General features: G+C 62.4%; 11 protein-coding genes. 2 read left to right on the forward strand and 9 right to left on the reverse strand.

Annotated elements, in window-relative coordinates:
• Nucleotides 1–14: 14 nt before the first annotated feature.
• Entirely contained in the window at nucleotides 15–1,115 is a 1,101-nt protein-coding gene (gene gbcB, locus CWE01_RS21245) for a glycine-betaine demethylase subunit GbcB (RefSeq protein ID WP_100942510.1), read from the reverse strand.
• 284 nt (nucleotides 1,116–1,399) lie between these two features.
• Between gbcB and gbcA the strand changes: the two genes are divergently transcribed.
• Nucleotides 1,400–2,695: a glycine-betaine demethylase subunit GbcA gene (gene gbcA, locus CWE01_RS21250; protein ID WP_100942511.1), complete on the forward strand. Its 1,296-nt coding sequence runs from the start codon at nucleotides 1,400–1,402 to the stop codon at nucleotides 2,693–2,695.
• Between the two features lie 147 nt (nucleotides 2,696–2,842).
• Here gbcA and CWE01_RS21260 read toward each other — a convergent pair whose 3' ends face one another.
• The 4 genes from CWE01_RS21260 to CWE01_RS33950 form a co-directional block, all read right to left on the reverse strand.
• The gene (locus CWE01_RS21260) at nucleotides 2,843–4,087 is read right to left on the reverse strand and encodes a metallophosphoesterase (protein ID WP_100942512.1); all 1,245 of its coding nucleotides are present in this window, start codon (nucleotides 4,085–4,087) and stop codon (nucleotides 2,843–2,845) included.
• Nucleotides 4,088–4,097: 10 nt separating this feature from the next.
• Complete coding sequence (locus CWE01_RS21265) at nucleotides 4,098–5,966, reverse strand: hypothetical protein (RefSeq protein ID WP_100942513.1); 1,869 nt, start codon at nucleotides 5,964–5,966, stop codon at nucleotides 4,098–4,100.
• 161 nt (nucleotides 5,967–6,127) lie between these two features.
• Nucleotides 6,128–9,580 (reverse strand): alpha/beta fold hydrolase, encoded by a 3,453-nt coding sequence (locus tag CWE01_RS21270; protein WP_100942514.1) that lies wholly within the window; start codon nucleotides 9,578–9,580, stop codon nucleotides 6,128–6,130.
• A 153-nt stretch (nucleotides 9,581–9,733) separates the two neighbouring features.
• Nucleotides 9,734–9,856: a hypothetical protein gene (locus CWE01_RS33950; protein WP_256347001.1), complete on the reverse strand. Its 123-nt coding sequence runs from the start codon at nucleotides 9,854–9,856 to the stop codon at nucleotides 9,734–9,736.
• 894 nt (nucleotides 9,857–10,750) lie between these two features.
• On the opposite strand from CWE01_RS33950, the gene CWE01_RS21275 reads away from it, so the two are divergent.
• Nucleotides 10,751–11,212 (forward strand): transglycosylase SLT domain-containing protein, encoded by a 462-nt coding sequence (locus CWE01_RS21275; RefSeq protein ID WP_100942515.1) that lies wholly within the window; start codon nucleotides 10,751–10,753, stop codon nucleotides 11,210–11,212.
• A gap of 7 nt (nucleotides 11,213–11,219) precedes the next feature.
• Here CWE01_RS21275 and CWE01_RS21280 read toward each other — a convergent pair whose 3' ends face one another.
• The 4 genes from CWE01_RS21280 to dgcA form a co-directional block, all read right to left on the reverse strand.
• Nucleotides 11,220–11,990, reverse strand: coding sequence for an electron transfer flavoprotein subunit beta (locus CWE01_RS21280; protein ID WP_100942516.1), 771 nt, complete (start codon nucleotides 11,988–11,990; stop codon nucleotides 11,220–11,222).
• Between the two features lie 15 nt (nucleotides 11,991–12,005).
• Nucleotides 12,006–13,226: an electron transfer flavoprotein subunit alpha/FixB family protein gene (locus CWE01_RS21285; RefSeq protein ID WP_100942517.1), complete on the reverse strand. Its 1,221-nt coding sequence runs from the start codon at nucleotides 13,224–13,226 to the stop codon at nucleotides 12,006–12,008.
• The gene (gene dgcB, locus CWE01_RS21290; RefSeq protein WP_100942518.1) at nucleotides 13,226–15,169 is read right to left on the reverse strand and encodes a dimethylglycine demethylation protein DgcB; all 1,944 of its coding nucleotides are present in this window, start codon (nucleotides 15,167–15,169) and stop codon (nucleotides 13,226–13,228) included. Before dgcB ends, CWE01_RS21285 begins: the two co-directional genes overlap by 1 nt.
• 229 nt (nucleotides 15,170–15,398) lie before the next feature.
• Nucleotides 15,399–17,459, reverse strand: coding sequence for a dimethylglycine demethylation protein DgcA (dgcA, locus tag CWE01_RS21295; RefSeq protein WP_100942519.1), 2,061 nt, complete (start codon nucleotides 17,457–17,459; stop codon nucleotides 15,399–15,401).
• Nucleotides 17,460–17,470 lie beyond the last annotated feature (11 nt).

The raw sequence follows: 17,470 nt of genomic DNA on the forward strand, positions 1-17,470 counted from the left end.
CCGCTGTGCTTCAGTCAGTACTCAATCCGCACATCACCCTTCGGCACGCTGCAGCACGACAGGATATAACCCTCGGCCACATCGTCGTCGGTGATCCCGCCGTTGTGCTCCATCTCCACTTCGCCGCCCAGCTTCAGCACCTTGCAGGTCCCGCAGATGCCCATGCCGCAGGCCTTGGGAATCATCAGGCCAAGCTTGGCCGCCGCCGCGTGCACGGTTTCCCCCGGCGCCACGCGAATGCTCTTGCCGGTGGCGGTGAATTCCACCTGATGCAGGTCGGCGGCATCCACTTCCGGTGCCTCGGCAGCCTGTTCGGCCTGTTCCACCGCGTCGGCACGGGCTTCCGGCGGCGTCGCGCCGAACGACTCCTCGTGATAACGGCTCATATCGAACCCGGCGGTTTCCAGCAGACGCTTCACCGCATTCATGTACGGCGTCGGTCCGCAACAGAACACCTCACGCTCAAGGAAGTCCGGCGTCATCAACTCCAGCATCTTGTGGTTCAGATAGCCGCGATAACCGGCCCACGGCTCGCCCAAACCATGCTTTTCACAAATCAGGTGCAGGCTGAAGTTGTCGATCCGCGACGCCATATGTTCCAGCTCGCGGTGATAGATGATGTCTTTCGGCGAACGGGCGCTGTGGATAAACACCATGTCGACATTCGCGTTGGTGTCGTAGAACCAGCGGGCCATGGACATCACCGGGGTGATACCGACGCCGCCGCTCAGGTACAGCACTTTCGGGCTCGGGAAGTCGATGGCGTTGAACAAGCCCACCGGCCCGTGCACCGCCAGCTCCTGGCCTTCGTGCAGGGTGTCGTGCAACCAGTTGGAAACCTTGCCGCCGGGCACGCGCTTGATGGTCACCGAAAAGCTGTAGGGCACCGACGGCGAGCTGGAAATGGTGTAGGAGCGCATGATCGGCTGGCCTTCGATTTCCAGCTCCAGGGTGACGAACTGCCCCGGCTTGAAAAAGAACATGATCGGCTGGTCGGCCATGAAGCAGAAGGTGCGCACGTCCCAGGTTTCCTGGATGACCTTCACGCAACGCACGATATGCCGACCATTGGCCCAGGTCTGGGTTGTTACCGGATTGAGGAAGTTGTTCGACATATTGTTCTCCACCGCCGACTGTCGGCTCTATGTTGGCGATTCTGCGCAAGGGTCGAAGCGACCATTTACCTATCCGCGACACTGGCATGCTTATCGCGACCAGCCCGCAACGACCGGGGGTTGCGCGTCGGGAACGGATTCGGCCATGTCGCCCATGGATAAGGTTCGTGTCGCTGCCAGCCGCACACTCCATCGCAAATGTTCTGCTGTATTTCTGTGCTTGCGTGCTAACCGTATCAGCCACTATTCGCCGGCCACACCGCATGGCCATGAGGACTAAATCGATGGACGTCACCGCAACCCTGAGCCTGGGCGATCCGCTGGAACCCGCACGCAAGGCCACCGCGCAAATGTTGCAAGAGCGCGAGCGCACCTACTCCCTGCCGCAACCGTTCTACTCCGATGAGCGGCTGTTCGAAATCGATATGCAGGAAATCTTCCAGAAAGAGTGGTTGATCGCCGGCATGACCTGCGAAATCCCGACCAAGGGCAACTACATCACCCTGCAGATCGGCAAGAACCCGATCATCGTGATTCGCGGCGCCGACGGCGTGGTCCACGCCTTCCACAACGTCTGCCGCCACCGCGGCTCACGCTTGTGCACCAGCGACAAGGGCAAGGTTGCCAAGCTGGTCTGCCACTACCACCAGTGGACCTACGAGCTGGACGGGCGCCTGCTGTTCGCCGGTACCGAGATGGGTGCCGACTTCGACATGAAGCAATACGGCCTCAAGCCGGTGCACGTGAAGACCTCGGGCGGCTACATCTTCATCAGCCTGGCGCAGACCCCGCCGCCGATCGACGAGTTCCTGGCGACCCTGAACCACTACATGGAACCCTACGACATGGAAAACACCAAGGTGGCGGTGCAAACCACCTTGATGGAAAAGGCCAACTGGAAACTGGTGCTGGAGAACAACCGCGAGTGCTACCACTGCGGCGGCTCCCACCCGGAACTGCTGAAGACCCTGCTGGAATGGGACGACGTCACCGACCCGCGGGCCGACCAGAAATTCAAGGACCACGTGGCCGAATGCACCGTGGCCTGGGAAGCCGAAAAGATCCCTTACGCCCACGCCAGCTTCGGCCTGCGAAACCGTATCGTGCGCATGCCGCTGCTCAAGGGCACCGTGTCCATGACCATGGACGGCCAGCAGGGCTGCAAGAAACTGATGGGCCGGATCAAGAACCCGGACCTGGGTTCGATGCGTATCCTGCACCTGCCGCATTCGTGGAACCACTGCATGGGCGACCACATCATCGTGTTCACCGTGTGGCCGATCAGCGCCCAGGAAACCATGGTCACCACCAAGTGGCTGGTGCACAAGGATGCGGTGGAGGGCGTGGACTATGACGTGGCGCGCATGCGTGAAGTCTGGGACGCGACCAACGACCAGGACCGTCGCCTGGCGGAAGAAAACCAGCGCGGTATCAACTCCACGGCCTACCAGCCGGGGCCGTACTCGAAGACCTATGAGTTTGGCGTGGTCAACTTTGTGGATTGGTACAGCGAGCGGCTGTTGAGCAACCTGGGGGCGGAGCCTGCGCCGTACCTCAAGGGTGTTCCCGTTCACGGCTGACACCAGTACTGAAAACACCGCAATCCTGTAGGAGCCGGCTTGCTGGCGATGGGGCCAGTAAGCCTTGCGTCGCCCAACCGGACGCCATCGCCAGCAAGCCGGCTCCTACAAGGTTTGTATTTCAAGCATAGGCCGGTCAGCACCGACCTAGCCGTGAGACGACCACCTCACCGACCCATCCTCGCCAATAAACTCCTCGACAATACTCTCCCCGCTCAACCGCACCTTCACATACCCATTGAGCACCCGCTCCGGGTATTCGTCGTCCATGGCATTCTGCACTTCGGAAAACAGCACCCGCTCATTGCCATCCAGCTCGCTGGTCACGCCATAGGGAATCGCCCCGTGCCCGGCGCAGCGTGCCCGCAACCCGCCCTGCTCGGCATACACAATCCCATTGTGCAGGTGCCCCCAGTACCAATAATCCGGCACCCGGCCCAAGGCATCACATACCGGCTGATACAGCGTGGTCTTGTTTTCCCCACTGATATCGAAGCCCTGGTGATGACTGAGCACCAGCAACTTCTTGCGTTTGGGCAGGCCCTTCATCCAGTCGATCTGCTGCTGGTTCAGGGTACCGTCCATATAGAGACCGAGCGGCGCCGAGGCATAGGCCGAATCCAGCCCGACAATCAGCCAGTCATCGTTGTACAAGGCGAAGTAACTGGTGCCCTGCTGCGCCGGGAAACGTGAGTTGAGTTCCGCGAAATAACCGTGGGCGCCGCTGTACATCTCATGGTTGGAGTTGAGGGTGAAGGCGCCGTGCTTGCCCATCGGCCAGCCGGCCATGTCGACGTGCTCGGAGGAGCCGGTGCCGGCGTAGTAGACATCGCCCAGGTGAATGGTGAAATCGGCCTGGGCCAGTTGCATCTGGTTGGCGACATTGACCGCCGGGGCATGGCTTTCAAAGGGCCCGGTGCCCCAGTCGCCGGCAATCGCCAGGGTCACGTCGTTGTCGATCATCATCACCATCGGCGTGGTGGCGAACGGGGCGTGGCGCCGCAGGTTCTCGATCCACTTGATCAGCGCCTCGCTCCACAACAGGTCGAGCAACTCCCATTTGCGACAGCCCAGCAACGTACCGTCCTTGAGCACCCGGGTCTGCAACTGCGACTCCGAGGTCGGCAAGGCCTTGGCGTTGCCCATATGCAGGATCGACAAGCCATGGGACAGCTCCCACGGCACTGTCGGCTCGTCCGTCGGCAGCTCGCCGTGGTCCAGAACGTACTGGGCCTGATCGTGCCCGCGTTGCAACAACGCCTGGATGGCCTGGAATTCCTCGGGCTCGATATCGCTGACGAGCTTTTGCCAGGACAACTCCAACCGGGCTTTCAGGCCACTGAGGCGGACGCGGATTTTCGCAAGTTCATGTTCCAAGTGAGGCAAGTTCATGGCGCTCTCCCTACAACGTCTTCATGAATTCGATCAGCGCCCATTTCTCGGCGTCGGTCAGTTGGGTCCCGTACAGATGACCACTGTTGTGGTTGCCCTCCAGGCGGGTGTCATACCTGAAGTAGGTCGGCGCCTGGACCTGGGCACCGCTGGTGACGAACCCGACCTTGACCGGGTCGTAGACATCCGAGCCGGTGTTGAACACCACGGGCCGTTTGTCCGGTGTCTGCAACAGGTCCCACAGGCTCGGCACCGAACCGTTGTGCAGGTACGGCGCACGCATCCAGATGCCGTCGGTGGGGGTGTTGCTGTAGCTCTGGGTCTTGCGGTAGGCGTTGAAATCGAAAGGCGGTTTCTTGAAGCCATGGAACGCCTGCACCAGGCCGACGGTGAAGGAATCCAGGCGATGGGGGTCGGTGCCCAGTTGGTCGATACTGGTGGTGACCTGGCCGGTGTCGGCCTTGCCGAACTCATGGCAGCCCGCGCAGTTGTTGTCCCAGAGCGGTTTGCCCTGGGCCACCCGCGCCTGATCCAGGGCGAACGGCCAGGCCGGCGGCTTGGTGCCGAGCAGCCAGTTGGTCACTCGATTGAAACTCTCCGGCAGCACCGACTGCGGTGTCGCGCCCACCGCCATGGCCGCAGCGTAGTTGCGTTCGTGGATATCGTTGTTGTTGCCGTCCCAGTGCAGGTACAGCGATTCGCGCGGTTTCTGGTTCCAGATCTGCGGCAGGTCGACGGTGCCGATGGTCGAGTCATCCGGGAAACCGAAGACCACCATCTTGGTCGGGTTGAAGGTGTCGGTGCGCCCCGGGCCCTGTGCCGGCCGCAGTTTCTGCCAGGCGTAGGCCTGCTTCTGCTTGAGCAGCGCGGTCTTGGCCATGGGGATGATCAGGTAGCGGTTGTACAGGCGCTCGAAAAAGCCCAGCTGGAACTTGGCGTTGATCGCCGTCATCACCGCATCGGTGGTGAATTTCGGGTCGCTGGCGCAATCGTAGGCGAACCACTGGAAGGCTTGCAGTTGCAGGGTATTGGCCGGCGCGGTGGCGATCGGCTTGGCCACATCGCTCGCCGAGGCGCGATAGGAACCGGTGTGGCACAGCGCGCAGTTGGGTTCCACGGTCGGGTAGCCGATCTGCCGCTTGGCCATGCCGATGGGCAGGTCGCGACCGTTTTCATAGAGGAAGCCGAACGCCTCCCAGCCACCGGGCTTGGGCATTTTTTCCGGGCACATCTGCGGCAGCACGGCAAACAGGTAATAAGGGATTCGCGCCTCGATGCCCAGGCCGATGGCGGCGTACTTGAAGTGGTCTTCGTCGGAGGCGAATTTCTCTTCGGGTACCACCCGCAGCATGTTGTACCAGGTTTCGTAGCCGATAAAACCCAGCACCAGCAGGGTGATCAGCAGGCCGACCCGAAAGCCGTGGCGATGCCAGCGGGCTTCCCAACCCTGGCACCAGGCATGCCAGCCATCGACCAGCAAGGCCCAGGGCCGGTGGGCCGGCGTGCTGCCCATGAAGAGCGTGACGCCCAGGATCAGGAACATGCTCAGGTCGCCGTAGAGCATGGGCACGAACACCGTGGGGGTGGTGCTGGTGTCGATCAGGTAGATCCAGAACGCCACGGCGACCAGCCGGCTCAAGACGCATAACCAGGAGTGGATCACGAAGCGCGGGGCGTTGAAGCCCGACGGCATGTAGAACAGGCTGATGCCCACCAGCAACATGCCGGCGTTTTCCAGCCAGGGGTCCGAGAGCACCGGCGGCAGGCCGACCACCGAGGTCAGCAGCGCCGGGGCGAACAGGGCAGGCAGTGCGAACACCATGTTCATCACGATGCCTATCCAGATAAAGCGTTGGAACCAGCGGATGTAATTGTCCATATCACCCTTCCTTGCCAATCCGTTTTTACCGGCCGATCACGGTCCATGTGGGAGCTGGCTTGCCGGCGATGGCGTCCGCAAGATCGATGCAAGGCTTACGGGCCTCATCGCCAGCAAGCCGGCTCCTACAGGTGTGGCGGCGTTTTCGAGACCGCAGCGCATCAGCCCAGCGCGGTTTTCTCCAGATGTTCAAGGATCAGCGGATACACATCGACCACCGCGTTCTTGCCGAACATGCAGTCGATATGGCCGTAACCCGGCACCACATGGCGGCTGAACAACTCGGGGCCATGCAGCTCGACCAGGCGGTCGTAGGTCTTCTCCGTGCTCTGCGGCAAATAGCACTGGTTGTCGGCACCGCTGATAAAACAGATCGGCAATTGCAGCCGGCTGAAATGCGGCATGTAGACATCGTTGCCCTTGAAGTCCACCAGATGCCCCTTGCGACAGATCAGCGCCAGGTGCTCGAAGGTCTGGATATTCGATTGGCCGAACAGCTCATGCAGGTTGTCGTGCAGGGTTTCGTTGAGGGTGTCGTGACGGTACAGCGAGGCATACATGAAGGTGATCCGGTGACAGACCGGGTTGGTGCAATAACCCTGGGCCTCGATCCGCGCATAGACGTTGAGGGCCTTGTCATAGAGCTTGTTGAACCAGCTCTCCTTGCTGTCGGCATAGGCGGTCAGCGACTTGATACCCACCGCATCCAGCGCTCCCGGCAGGTGCAGGCCGGCCTTGATCCCGGTCGCCGTGGCCACTACCGTGTCCGCGGCAATCTGCGAGCAGACCACCGAACGCACGTCCTGCAGCCCAGCCAGCATCGACATGAAAAAGGTCGTGGCGCCATAGCAATGCACCACGCACTGCACGTCGCGGGCACCGGTGGCCTGGCGAATCTGCGCGATGGCCGCCTTGTAGTCGTACTGGGCGATCTGGTCGCCGTTCCACTCGTGCTTGCTCGCCGGCAACAGGATGCTGACCCGGAAATCCAGCAGCCAGACGTCATAGCCGTGCTTGCACAGGTACTCCAGCAGGTTGGTCTGGATGGTATCGGTGGAGAAGATATTCGAGCCCACGCCCAAGCCATGCACCAGCATCACCGGGCCTTTGCTGCCGGCCTGGTAACGGGTCAGGCGCAGCTGGACCTGGTCCTCGGTCTCGAAGAAATGCACGGTCGGCACCGGCGCATCCAGCGGCCGCTTGTGCCGGGGCGGCGCGTCCGGGTTGAAGTAGATATCGCCGGCAAACACCCCGCCGTAGCTTTCCCAGAGAATCCCGGCGAAGAACTTGCCGAAACGCGCCAGGGCTTCGATCCGCTCGCGTTCGTTGCGGGCATTGAGCACCTTCATGGTGGTCATCTGCTTGGCGAAGTCGGCGGGCTTGATATGCATGACCCCGGAGCCGATCACCGCGCCGGTCTTGTCCGGGCCTTGGTAGAGCGTGACGTAAAGGGTGCTGGTGTCCGGCCAGATATTCAGCACGCCGTTGTCTTCGGGCACGGTCTTGAAGGCGCTGAAGTAATAGTCGCGACCGTCCTCGGCAGTCAGCTTCATGTCGTAGTTCATATGCCGCACGCCGACCTGTTCCTGGTACTGCTCGAACAGGTTGAACACACCATTGCTGGCCGTCAGCGGATAAGGCGACAGCGCCGGGGCATTGAGGGTGCCGACCAGGGTCGCGGCATGCTCAGGCTCCTTGATCAGGCGATTGAGGTCGTTGCCGGTGATGGTCAGGGTGAATTCGATGGGCGAGTTCTGCGCCTCGCCGCTCTTGGCCGCGGCCTGGTAGGTCGCCAGGTCGGTGCCCTGGGGTTGGGTGAAGTCCCTGGAAAAATAGCCCTTCATGGTTTCGGTGAACTGCACCCCCAGGGTCGGTGGCGCTACCGGCTTGCGCGGTGCCGAGGGCAGCCGGTAGTCGATGACCCAACCGCGATCGGCGGCCAGCAGGCCCATGTTGCGCTCGCTGACCGCCGAAATGGTCAGCAGCGGATTGACCGCCAGGGAAGTCGGAATCACCGCGCCGTCGGTCACATACAGCCCCGGATAGACCGCATCGCCGTAGGTCCCGCTGAACACCTGGCCCTTGTGATTGACCACGCCTTGCGCGGCATTTTCGCCCATCACGCAGCCACCCAGCGGGTGCACCGAAACAATGCTGTGCTTGAGCAGCTTGGTCCAGATCGGGTTCGGCACCCAGACCCCGCCCAGGGCCCTGGTCGACTGGTGCAGGCGCTCGTTGCCGAGCTTGAAGTTTTCCTGCTCGCCCACGCCCGGCCAGTCGATGCGCAACTGGTCCTTGTCATCCAGCAGCATGCGGCCCTTGCCGTCGTCATGGCTCATGATCAGGTAGGTCTGCATATTGTGCAGCGCGCCGTAATACGGACCACGCAGAAAGCTCTCGGCCTCACGGGCCTTGTAGTGCAGTTGGGCGCTGACACCCTTGTCGGTGGCCTCGCCGATCATCCCGGCAAACCCGGCCATGGCCGGCACCATCGGCCGCCCCAGCGCGCCCGGGATCGAGCCCTCTTCGATCACCATGCGGCTGCGCCAGTCACCTTCGGTGCGCATATCAATGACCGAGGTGATGCACGGCCCGACCGGCTCCATCTCCTTGGCCGAATGGGCGCCGAAACCGATGCCGTTGATGGTCTGTTCGCAGTTGTGGCCGAAACCGAGGATATCGCCGTTGCCGCTCATGTTTTCACCGAGCTGGTCGGACATCGGCACGCCCTTGCTGCGCGAGCGCAGGAGGATCTCCGTGGAGCCCAGGGTGCCGGCGGAGACCACCACGATGTTGGCTTTGACGAACAGGGTCGGTGCCGAGAATTTTTCCCGGCCGCTGTCCAGGTACTGGAAGTGCACGATCCAACCGTCACCGTCGCGTTCCAGGTGCCGCACCTCGGCCTGGCAGAAAATCTCCGCGCCATGGTTCCAGGCATCCGGCAGGTAGTTCATCAGGGTGGTGTTCTTGGCCTTGTTGTTACAGCCCGAGACGCAGTCGCCGCACTGGTTGCACGGCAGCTGTTCGACGCCGACATGGTTGAGGTTGTTCGGCAGCTTGTCGAAGGTGACGTTGATCGGCGGTGTATAGAAATGCGCTTTCTCCTCGAGGAAGTCCGCCGACTTGCGATTCGCGTCCAGCTTCGGCAATTTCGGTCCGGAGGCCGGATACGGATTGGGCTTGAGCATTTCCCGGGCCCGCGCATAACCTTCGGCGAGCAGTGTGTCCCGGTGTTCACGCACCGCCTGGGGCCAGCGCGGGTCATCGAAGACCCCCGGCTCCGGTTCCAGGGACACATTGGCATTGATCAGCGAGGTGCCGCCCAGGCCGCAACCGACCACCACGTTCTGCTGGGCATTGACGTGCAGGTCGAACAAGCCGGTACGCGAGCCGATATGGCCGTCCGGGTCATGCACCTGCAACTCCTCCGTCGCCGCGATCATGGTGTTGGGGTATTCCCCTGGCTGGATCTCGCGCCCGCGCTCCAGCAGGCAGACACTTTTCCCGGCCCGCGCCAGCCGCGACGCGGCGATACCACCGCCGTAGCCGGAACCGATCACGATGACGTCGTAGCGTTCCTTGATCTCACTGATGGATGTCGAAATCCGTGGCATGGCTATTTCCTCTATCAGGCTAGGTCGGGCAACTCTGCGGTTGCCGCTACAGGGGCAGACGGTGATGCAACAAACCAACGCGCGCGCGGGTTCTCCAGACAAGCCGGGCATGCAGGCGAAGATCGAGATGGCGCACAGGCGCCGGGTCAGGCGCTATAGGCGCGCACGCTGGTTGGAGGCATCACGATGGACACGCCCGCGCACCAGGATGAAGGTCCTGGCCAAGGCATTGGCGATGGGGATTTGCAGCAAGCGGTAAGACAAATGGGAACCCATAAACCGTTCTCCCTGAACCTGGCGTGGACGCCGGCAACGTTCTGTCCTTGTGCCATGAGTGAAGACTTTGCGCCGGGGGGTGTCAATAAACACCCTTAGAACTGTATGAAATTTGATCTATAGCACTATGGGCTATAAGAACCGGGGCTTTGCGCCCTTAGCGAACAACTTATCCACAGAGCCACCCACAGCAAATGTGGGCAAGTCGCGGTTTATGCACCATCGACGGCAAGAGAATCTGAATAAAATCCGTGACTTATTCAGAAAGGCCGATTCCGGCAGCTATTGATCAGTTTTTAACCATATTGTTACAGGCCACGGTTTCAGAGGCCTGTGGCGGACCGCGAACACCTTATCCACAGAAAGGCCAACAGACTTTGTGTGCAAGTCGGGCATTTTCCCAGCCATCTGTGGAAAACCGCTGAAAGCCGCGAGATATGAAGGTTTCAGGCCGATCGAATGCCGCAAAAGGCCTATTTGGATGTTTTTTGAACAAACCTCTACAAGCCATATAAAACAAGGTCTACAGAGGACAGCAAACATCTTATCCACATATACGCCAACAGACTTTGTTAACAAGTCGGCGCTCGCGCGAGACCCGGTAACGCCCTTATCCACATAAAAATTCGAATAAAAACCGTCAGTTAGGTTGATCATTTTTCGTACGAAGGGCTACAGACGTTGATTGGCAAGGGCTGTAGCCATGCACAAACACCTTATCCACAGGCCGGCCCACAGTCTCTGTGGACACTTGGCCGTCAAGCGAAGGCTTGTGGTTTTACACGGCGGGAAATGAAGCCCTTGAGCATCCGACTACACTCTGTCCACAACGCGCCATGTTCTTGCAGTGGAGGTATGGAGGTGTCTTGGCCACACGCTTTGCGAGGGAACCTGATGCGCCATCCATACACCCTGCTCGTCGTCTTCTACCTGGTCATGGCCGGCAGCGCCGAGGCCAACTGCTTTCAGGACGCCGGCGAGCGTTATCACATCGACCCGCTGCTGCTCTACGCCATCGCCCAGGTCGAGTCGGGCATGAACCCGGCGGCACTCAATACCAACCGCGACGGCAGCCGGGATATCGGCCTGATGCAGATCAACAGCCGGCATCTGCAACGCCTGGCGGCCTTTGGGATCGACGAACACAAACTCCAGAGCGAGCCCTGCACCAGTGTCATGGTCGGGGCCTGGATTCTGGCGCAGTTCGTTCAGCAGTTGGGTTACGGCTGGCAGGCCGTGGGTGCCTACAACGCCGGCGCCCTGCCGGAGCAAGGCGACGGACGCGAGCACTATGCGTTGCAGGTGTGGCACTACTACCGTGAGTTGTTGCTGCTGTACCGACCGGCGCGGCGCTGAACGGGCTTCAACGCAGTACGCCTTCCTCGATCAGCAGCTTGAGAATGGCATCGGCCCCGGCCTCGGCGCTGACGCCCTTGAGCACCTGCCCGCCGCCACCGCTGGCCTTCGCCGTGGCCGCCTTCATCCGGTCGGCGCCGCTCTTGGCCTTGATCACCTTCAAGCGCTTGGGCCGTGGCTTGGCCGGTTGCAGCAAGGCGCCTGTGAATAACTCATCCTCCAGCACCTCCACTTCCTCGGCCTGCAGCACGCCACGTTGCGCCGGGCCGTAAGCACTTTGCCGTGGCTTGGGCGCGGCGTTATCCACTGTGGCGAGAAACGGCAGGCGGACTTTCAAGCGGCGCCGCTGTCCCCGTGGCAAGGCTTGCAGCACATGGGCCACGCCGCCTTCGATGGACTCGACCTCGGCCAGGCCCACCACCAGCGGCCAACCGAGGTTTTCCGCCAGCAGGAACGGCAGCATGCCCGAGCCTTCGCCGGTTTCCGCCTGGCTGCCGGTGAGTACCAGTTGGGCGCCGGCATCACGCAGATAATCGGTCAGGGCCGGCAGTGCATCGGCGCCGGCCGGTTGTTCCAGCACCCGCAGTTCGTCCAGGCCCATGCCCAGGTAAGCCCGCAGCGCCGGCTCCGAGACATCGCCGGCATGCACCACCTGCAAGTTATCCCCAGCCAGTTGCAACCCCAGCTCCACCGCGCGGGCATCCTGTTCGGCGCGACGGGCGCGGCCGGAGGTGGGGTGGGCGCCGATGGAGACCAGGCTGATTACATTCGTACTCATGACGTCATCCCTACCTTAAGCCGCATCGCGCTTGGCGCCGTTGCGGTATGCCGTCACCGCCGCGATCAGGGCGCGGAAGATCTCGCTGCTTTCGCCGATCACCGACAGGTCGGCGCGCTTGATCATGTCGCAACCCGGATCGAGGTTGATCGCCACCACCTTGTCGCAGGCACCGATGCCTTGCAGGTGCTGGATCGCCCCGGAAATCCCCACGGCCACATAGACCCGCGCGGTGACCCAGGTGCCGCTGGCGCCGACCTGACGGTCGCGGGACATGAAGCCATCGTCCACGGCAACCCGCGACGCGCCCTCGGTGGCGCCCAGGGCCGCCGCTGTTTCGTGGAACAGCGCCCAGTCCTTGACCCCGTTGCCGCCGGAGAAAATAAATTCGGCTTCGGCCATGGGAATCGCCCCCGGGTCCACCGCCACCGCGCCGAGATCCTCGATTCGCGGCAGGCTGCGCACCAGGCTTGTGGATAACTCCACGGGCAAGGCTTCATGACGGGTTTCGCTGACCGGCTCGGCGCATTCGGCGGCAGCCAGGATCAAGCGTGCCAATGGCCGCGCCAGGTCCTGCAGGCCAGCACCGGCACGGCCGATGCACTCCTCGCCCTTGACCTGCCAGACCCGCGTGGCCGGACGTTCGCCCAGGCTCGCGGCCAAGCGGCGGCCCAGTTCACCACCGCCGCTGCGGCTGTCCGGCAGCAACCAGTGTCGGGGATTGAACTGGTTATCCACAGCCCGCAGGCCCTGGACCCGTTGTTCCGGTGAATAACCGCTGAACTCGTTGCCGTCGAGCACCAGCAGGCGGTCGACGCCGGCGGTTTCGAAAGCGGATTCCTTGTGCTCGCCAAAGACCACCGCCAGCACCGCACCGTCCTTGCCCGCCATCTGATGGGCCAGGCCCAGCAGGTCGCGGTCGTGGCTGCTCAGGCGACCGCCGACCATGTCCGGCACCACGCTGATATAGAACGCCGGTTGCGGCACCTGATGCAGTGGCAGTAGCACTTCGACGCTGGCCGAACGCTTGGTTGCCCCGCCCTGCTGAGCGCCGCTGCGGTCGATGCGCTTGATGCCGTTGGGGCCGATAAAACCGACGCCGTGGACATTCTTGCGGACCAGGCCGTTAGGCCCCATCCAGCTCTGTTGCTGCGGTTGCATGGCCGCGTGCAGTGGGTGCAGGCGGTTACGGGCGATCCACTCGGCGCGAGGGTCGCGGCGGATAATATCGCTCATCAGTGCACCTCCGCGGGTTCACGCTTGGGGGCTGGTTTGCTCGGCGCTGCTTCTTCAAGCAGGGCGTCGGCCACCAGTTCGGCCAGGTCCTTGATCAGCGGACGCGGTTCGACCACGCCTTCGAGCATCGCCGTGCATTGCGGGCAACCGACCGCCACCAGTTCGGCGCCGGTTTCGCGGATGTCGTCCATGCGCATATCGGGAATCCGCTGCTTGCCGGGAATATCGGTGATCGGCGCACCGCCACCGCCGCCGCAGCAACGGGAACGGAAACCGGAACGCTGCATTTCCTTGACCTCGATCCCCAGGGCCCTCAGTACATCGCGCGGCGCCTCGTACTCGCCGTTGTAGCGGCCGAGGTAGCACGGATCGTGATAGGTCACGCTGTTGCCTTTGTGCTGCCCCAGGTTCAGGGCACCGGCGCCGATCAGTTCGGCCATATAGGTGCTGTGGTGCTGCACCTGATAGTCGCCGCCGAAAGCACCGTATTCGTTTTTCAGCACATGGAAACTGTGGGGGTCGCAGGTGACGATGCGCTTGAAGCTGTATTTGGCCAGGGTCTGGATATTGCGCTTGGCCAACAGCTGGAAGGTCGCTTCATCGCCCAGGCGCCGGGCCACGTCACCGCTGTCGCGCTCTTCCAGGCCGAGTACCGCGAAGTCGACCTTGGCCGCTTTCAGCACTTTGACGAAGGCACGCAAGGTGCGCTGGTTGCGCATGTCGAAGGCACCGTCGCCGACCCAGAACAGCACGTCGGTGGTTTTCTTCTCGCTGAGCAGGCTGAGGTTCAGGTCCGCCGCCCAGTTCATCCGACCGCCTGGGGCAAAACCGCCGGGGTTGTCGGTGGCGATCAGGTTTTCCAGGACTTCGGCGCCCTTGTTCGGGGTCGCGCCTTTTTCCAGGGTCAGGTGACGGCGCATGTCGACGATGGCATCGACGTGCTCGATCATCATCGGGCATTCCTCGACGCAGGCGCGGCAGGTGGTGCAGGACCAGAGGGTCTCGGCGTCCACCAGGCCATTGACGATCGGCTGGTGCGGGTTGCCCGAATGTTCGCCGATGGCTTTGCCTGGATACGGGCTGCCGGCGAAGTTCGCGTCGGTGCCGCCGGCCAGGCCGACCACCATGTCCTGAATCAGCTTTTTCGGGTTCAACGGCTGACCGGCGGCGAACGCCGGGCAGGCAGCTTCACATTTACCGCACTGAACGCAGGCGTCGAAACCGAGCAGTTGGTTCCAGGTGAAGTCCTTGGGTTTCTCCACGCCCAGGGGCGCTTTCGGGTCGCTCAGGTCCAGCGGCTTGAGGCCGGTGGAACGGCCGCCGCCGAAGCGTTCGGCGCGGCGGTGCCAGGCCAGGTGCAGGGCACCGGCGAAGGCATGCTTCATCGGGCCGCCCCAGGTCATGCCGAAGAACAGCTCCGACACGCCCCACAGCACACCGACACCGAGGATCAGCGCCAGTACCCAGCCGCCGAAGTCTTCCGGCAGGATGCCGGCCACCGGCAGGGTCACCAGGAAGAACGACGCCGAAAACGCCAGCAGGCTTTTCGGCAGGCGCATCCACGGGCCTTTCGACAAACGGCTTGGAGGGTTGCGGCGGCGCAGGTAGACAAAGATCGCACCGACAAACATCACTGCCGACATCAGCAGCAAGGCATAGCCGAGGATGCGGTTATGCAGGCCGAAGCCGTGCACCAGGATCGCCAGCACAATGGACGCCACCGCGCCGCCGGCCGTGGCGACGTGGGTATTGGCGATGTATTTGTCCCGCGCCACCACGTGGTGCAGGTCGACCATGTAACGCTTGGGCATGGCGAAAAGGCCGCCGAGCAGATCGACTTTCGACGGTCGGCCGCGACGCCACATGGCTACCCGCCGCAGCGCGCCAAGGACGGCAAGGCCCAGGGCGGCAAACAGCAGGATGGGAAGAAGGGTGTTCAACATGGTGCAGCTCCCAAAGACCTCGGGTTTCGCAAGGGGCCATATGCATGCAGGTGAAGAGCATGCACCTACTTGTGGCGAGCGGGCTTGCCCGCGCTGGGCTGCGAAGCGGCCCTAAAACCGGCTACCTCGGTCTATCAGGTAGACCCAGGTAGCAGACTTTGCGACTGCTTCGCAGCCGAACGGGGGCAAGCCCCCTCGCCACAACAAGCCCCTCGCCACGGTGATGCCGTTAGAAATCCTTGCACAGACGCAACGCGTCATAGATCGCCGCGTGCGTGTTGCGCTGGGCCACACAGTCGCCGATGCGGAACAGCAGGTAACCGTCGCCCGCCTCGCTCAGCGAAGGCTGCGGCTTGATCGCGAACAGGGCTTCGACATCGATCTGGCCCTTGTTGCGCGAACCTTCCTTGAGCCCGTAGTAGATTTCCTCATCCGGACGCACGCCGTTCTCCACCACCACCTGGTCGACCACACGTTCTTCCTTGGCGCCGGTGTATTCGTTCTCCAGCACCGCCACCAGCTTGTCGCCCTCGCGATAGACCTTTTCCAGCATCATGTCGCCGGTCATGATCACTTCTTTCGGGTACATGCTGCGGTAGTAAGTCGGGAACGACGTACCGCCAATCGCTACACCCGGCTTGATATCGTCGGTGACGATTTCCACCTGGCTGCCCTTGTCGGCGAGGAAGTCGGCCACCGACATGCCGGTGAACTCGCAGATGGTGTCGTAGACCAGCACGTTCTTGCCCGGTGCAACCTTGCCATCGAGCACGTCCCAGCTGCTGACCACCAGCCCTTCGGCGGCGCCCCAGTGTTCGTTCTGCTCCAGGTTCGGGTGCCCGCCGACGGCCAGCACCACGATATCCGGACGCAGATCGAGGATAGTCGCGGCATCGGCGGCGGTGCCCAGACGCAGGTCGACCTTCAGACGCGCCAGCTCCAGCTGGAACCAGCGGGTGATACCGGCGATCTGGTCACGCTGCGGCGCTTTCGAAGCCGTGGTGATCTGCCCGCCAATGGCGTCCTTCTTCTCGAACAGGGTCACATCGTGCCCACGTTCGGCGGCCACGCGCGCGGCCTCCATCCCGGCAGGACCGGCACCGACGATCACCACCTTGCGCTTGACCCCGGTGGATTTCTCGATGATGTGCGGCACGCCCATGTATTCACGGGAGGTCGCGGCGTTCTGGATGCAGAGTACGTCCAGGCCCTGGTACTGGCGGTCGATGCAGTAGTTGGCGCCGACGCACTGCTTGATCTGGTCGATCTGGCCCATCTTGATCTTGGCGATCAGGTGCGGGTCGGCGATATGCGCGCGGGTCATGCCGACCATGTCGACATAACCGCCTTCGAGGATACGGGTGGCCTGGTTCGGGTCCTTGATGTTCTGCGCGTGCAGCACCGGGACCTTGACCACTTCCTTGATCCCGGCCGCCAGGTGCAGGAACGGCTCCGGCGGGAAGCTCATGTTCGGAATCACGTTGGCCAGGGTGTTGTGGGTGTCGCAACCCGAGCCGACCACACCGAGGAAATCGAGCATGCCGGTGTCGTCGTAATACTTGGCGATCTGCTTCATGTCCTCGTGGGACAGGCCGTCCGGGTGGAATTCGTCACCACAGATACGCATGCCGACGCAGAAGTCGTCGCCGACTTCCTTGCGCACGGCCTTGAGCACTTCCAGGCCGAACTTCATCCGGCCTTCGAAGGTACCGCCCCATTCGTCGGTGCGCTTGTTGACCCGTGGGCTCCAGAACTGGTCGATCATGTGCTGGTGCACGGCGGACAGTTCGACGCCGTCGAGGCCGCCTTCCTTGGCCCGGCGCGCGGCCTGGGCGTAGTTGCCGATCACCCGCCAGATCTCTTCCGGCTCGATGGTCTTGCAGGTGGCACGGTGCACCGGCTCACGCACGCCCGAGGGCGACATCAGGGTCGGCCAGTTGAAGCCGTCCCAACGCGAACGCCGACCCATGTGGGTAATCTGGATCATGATCTTGGCGCCATGCTTGTGCATGGCGTCGGCCAGGTTCTGGAAATGCGGGATGATGCGGTCGGTGGACAGGTTCACCGAGCTCCACCATTCCTGCGGGCTGTCGATGGCGACCACGGACGAACCGCCGCAGATTGCCAGGCCGATACCGCCCTTGGCTTTCTCTTCGTAGTAACGGATATAACGTTCGGTGGTCATCCCGCCGTCGGTGGCATACACCTCGGCGTGGGCGGTACTGAGCACGCGGTTGCGGATGGTCAGTTTGCCGATCTGGATCGGCTGGAACATTGCTTCGAAAGCCATGGGACGATCCT

This window comes from Pseudomonas sp. QS1027, assembly GCF_002814235.1.
GTDB lineage: Bacteria > Pseudomonadota > Gammaproteobacteria > Pseudomonadales > Pseudomonadaceae > Aquipseudomonas.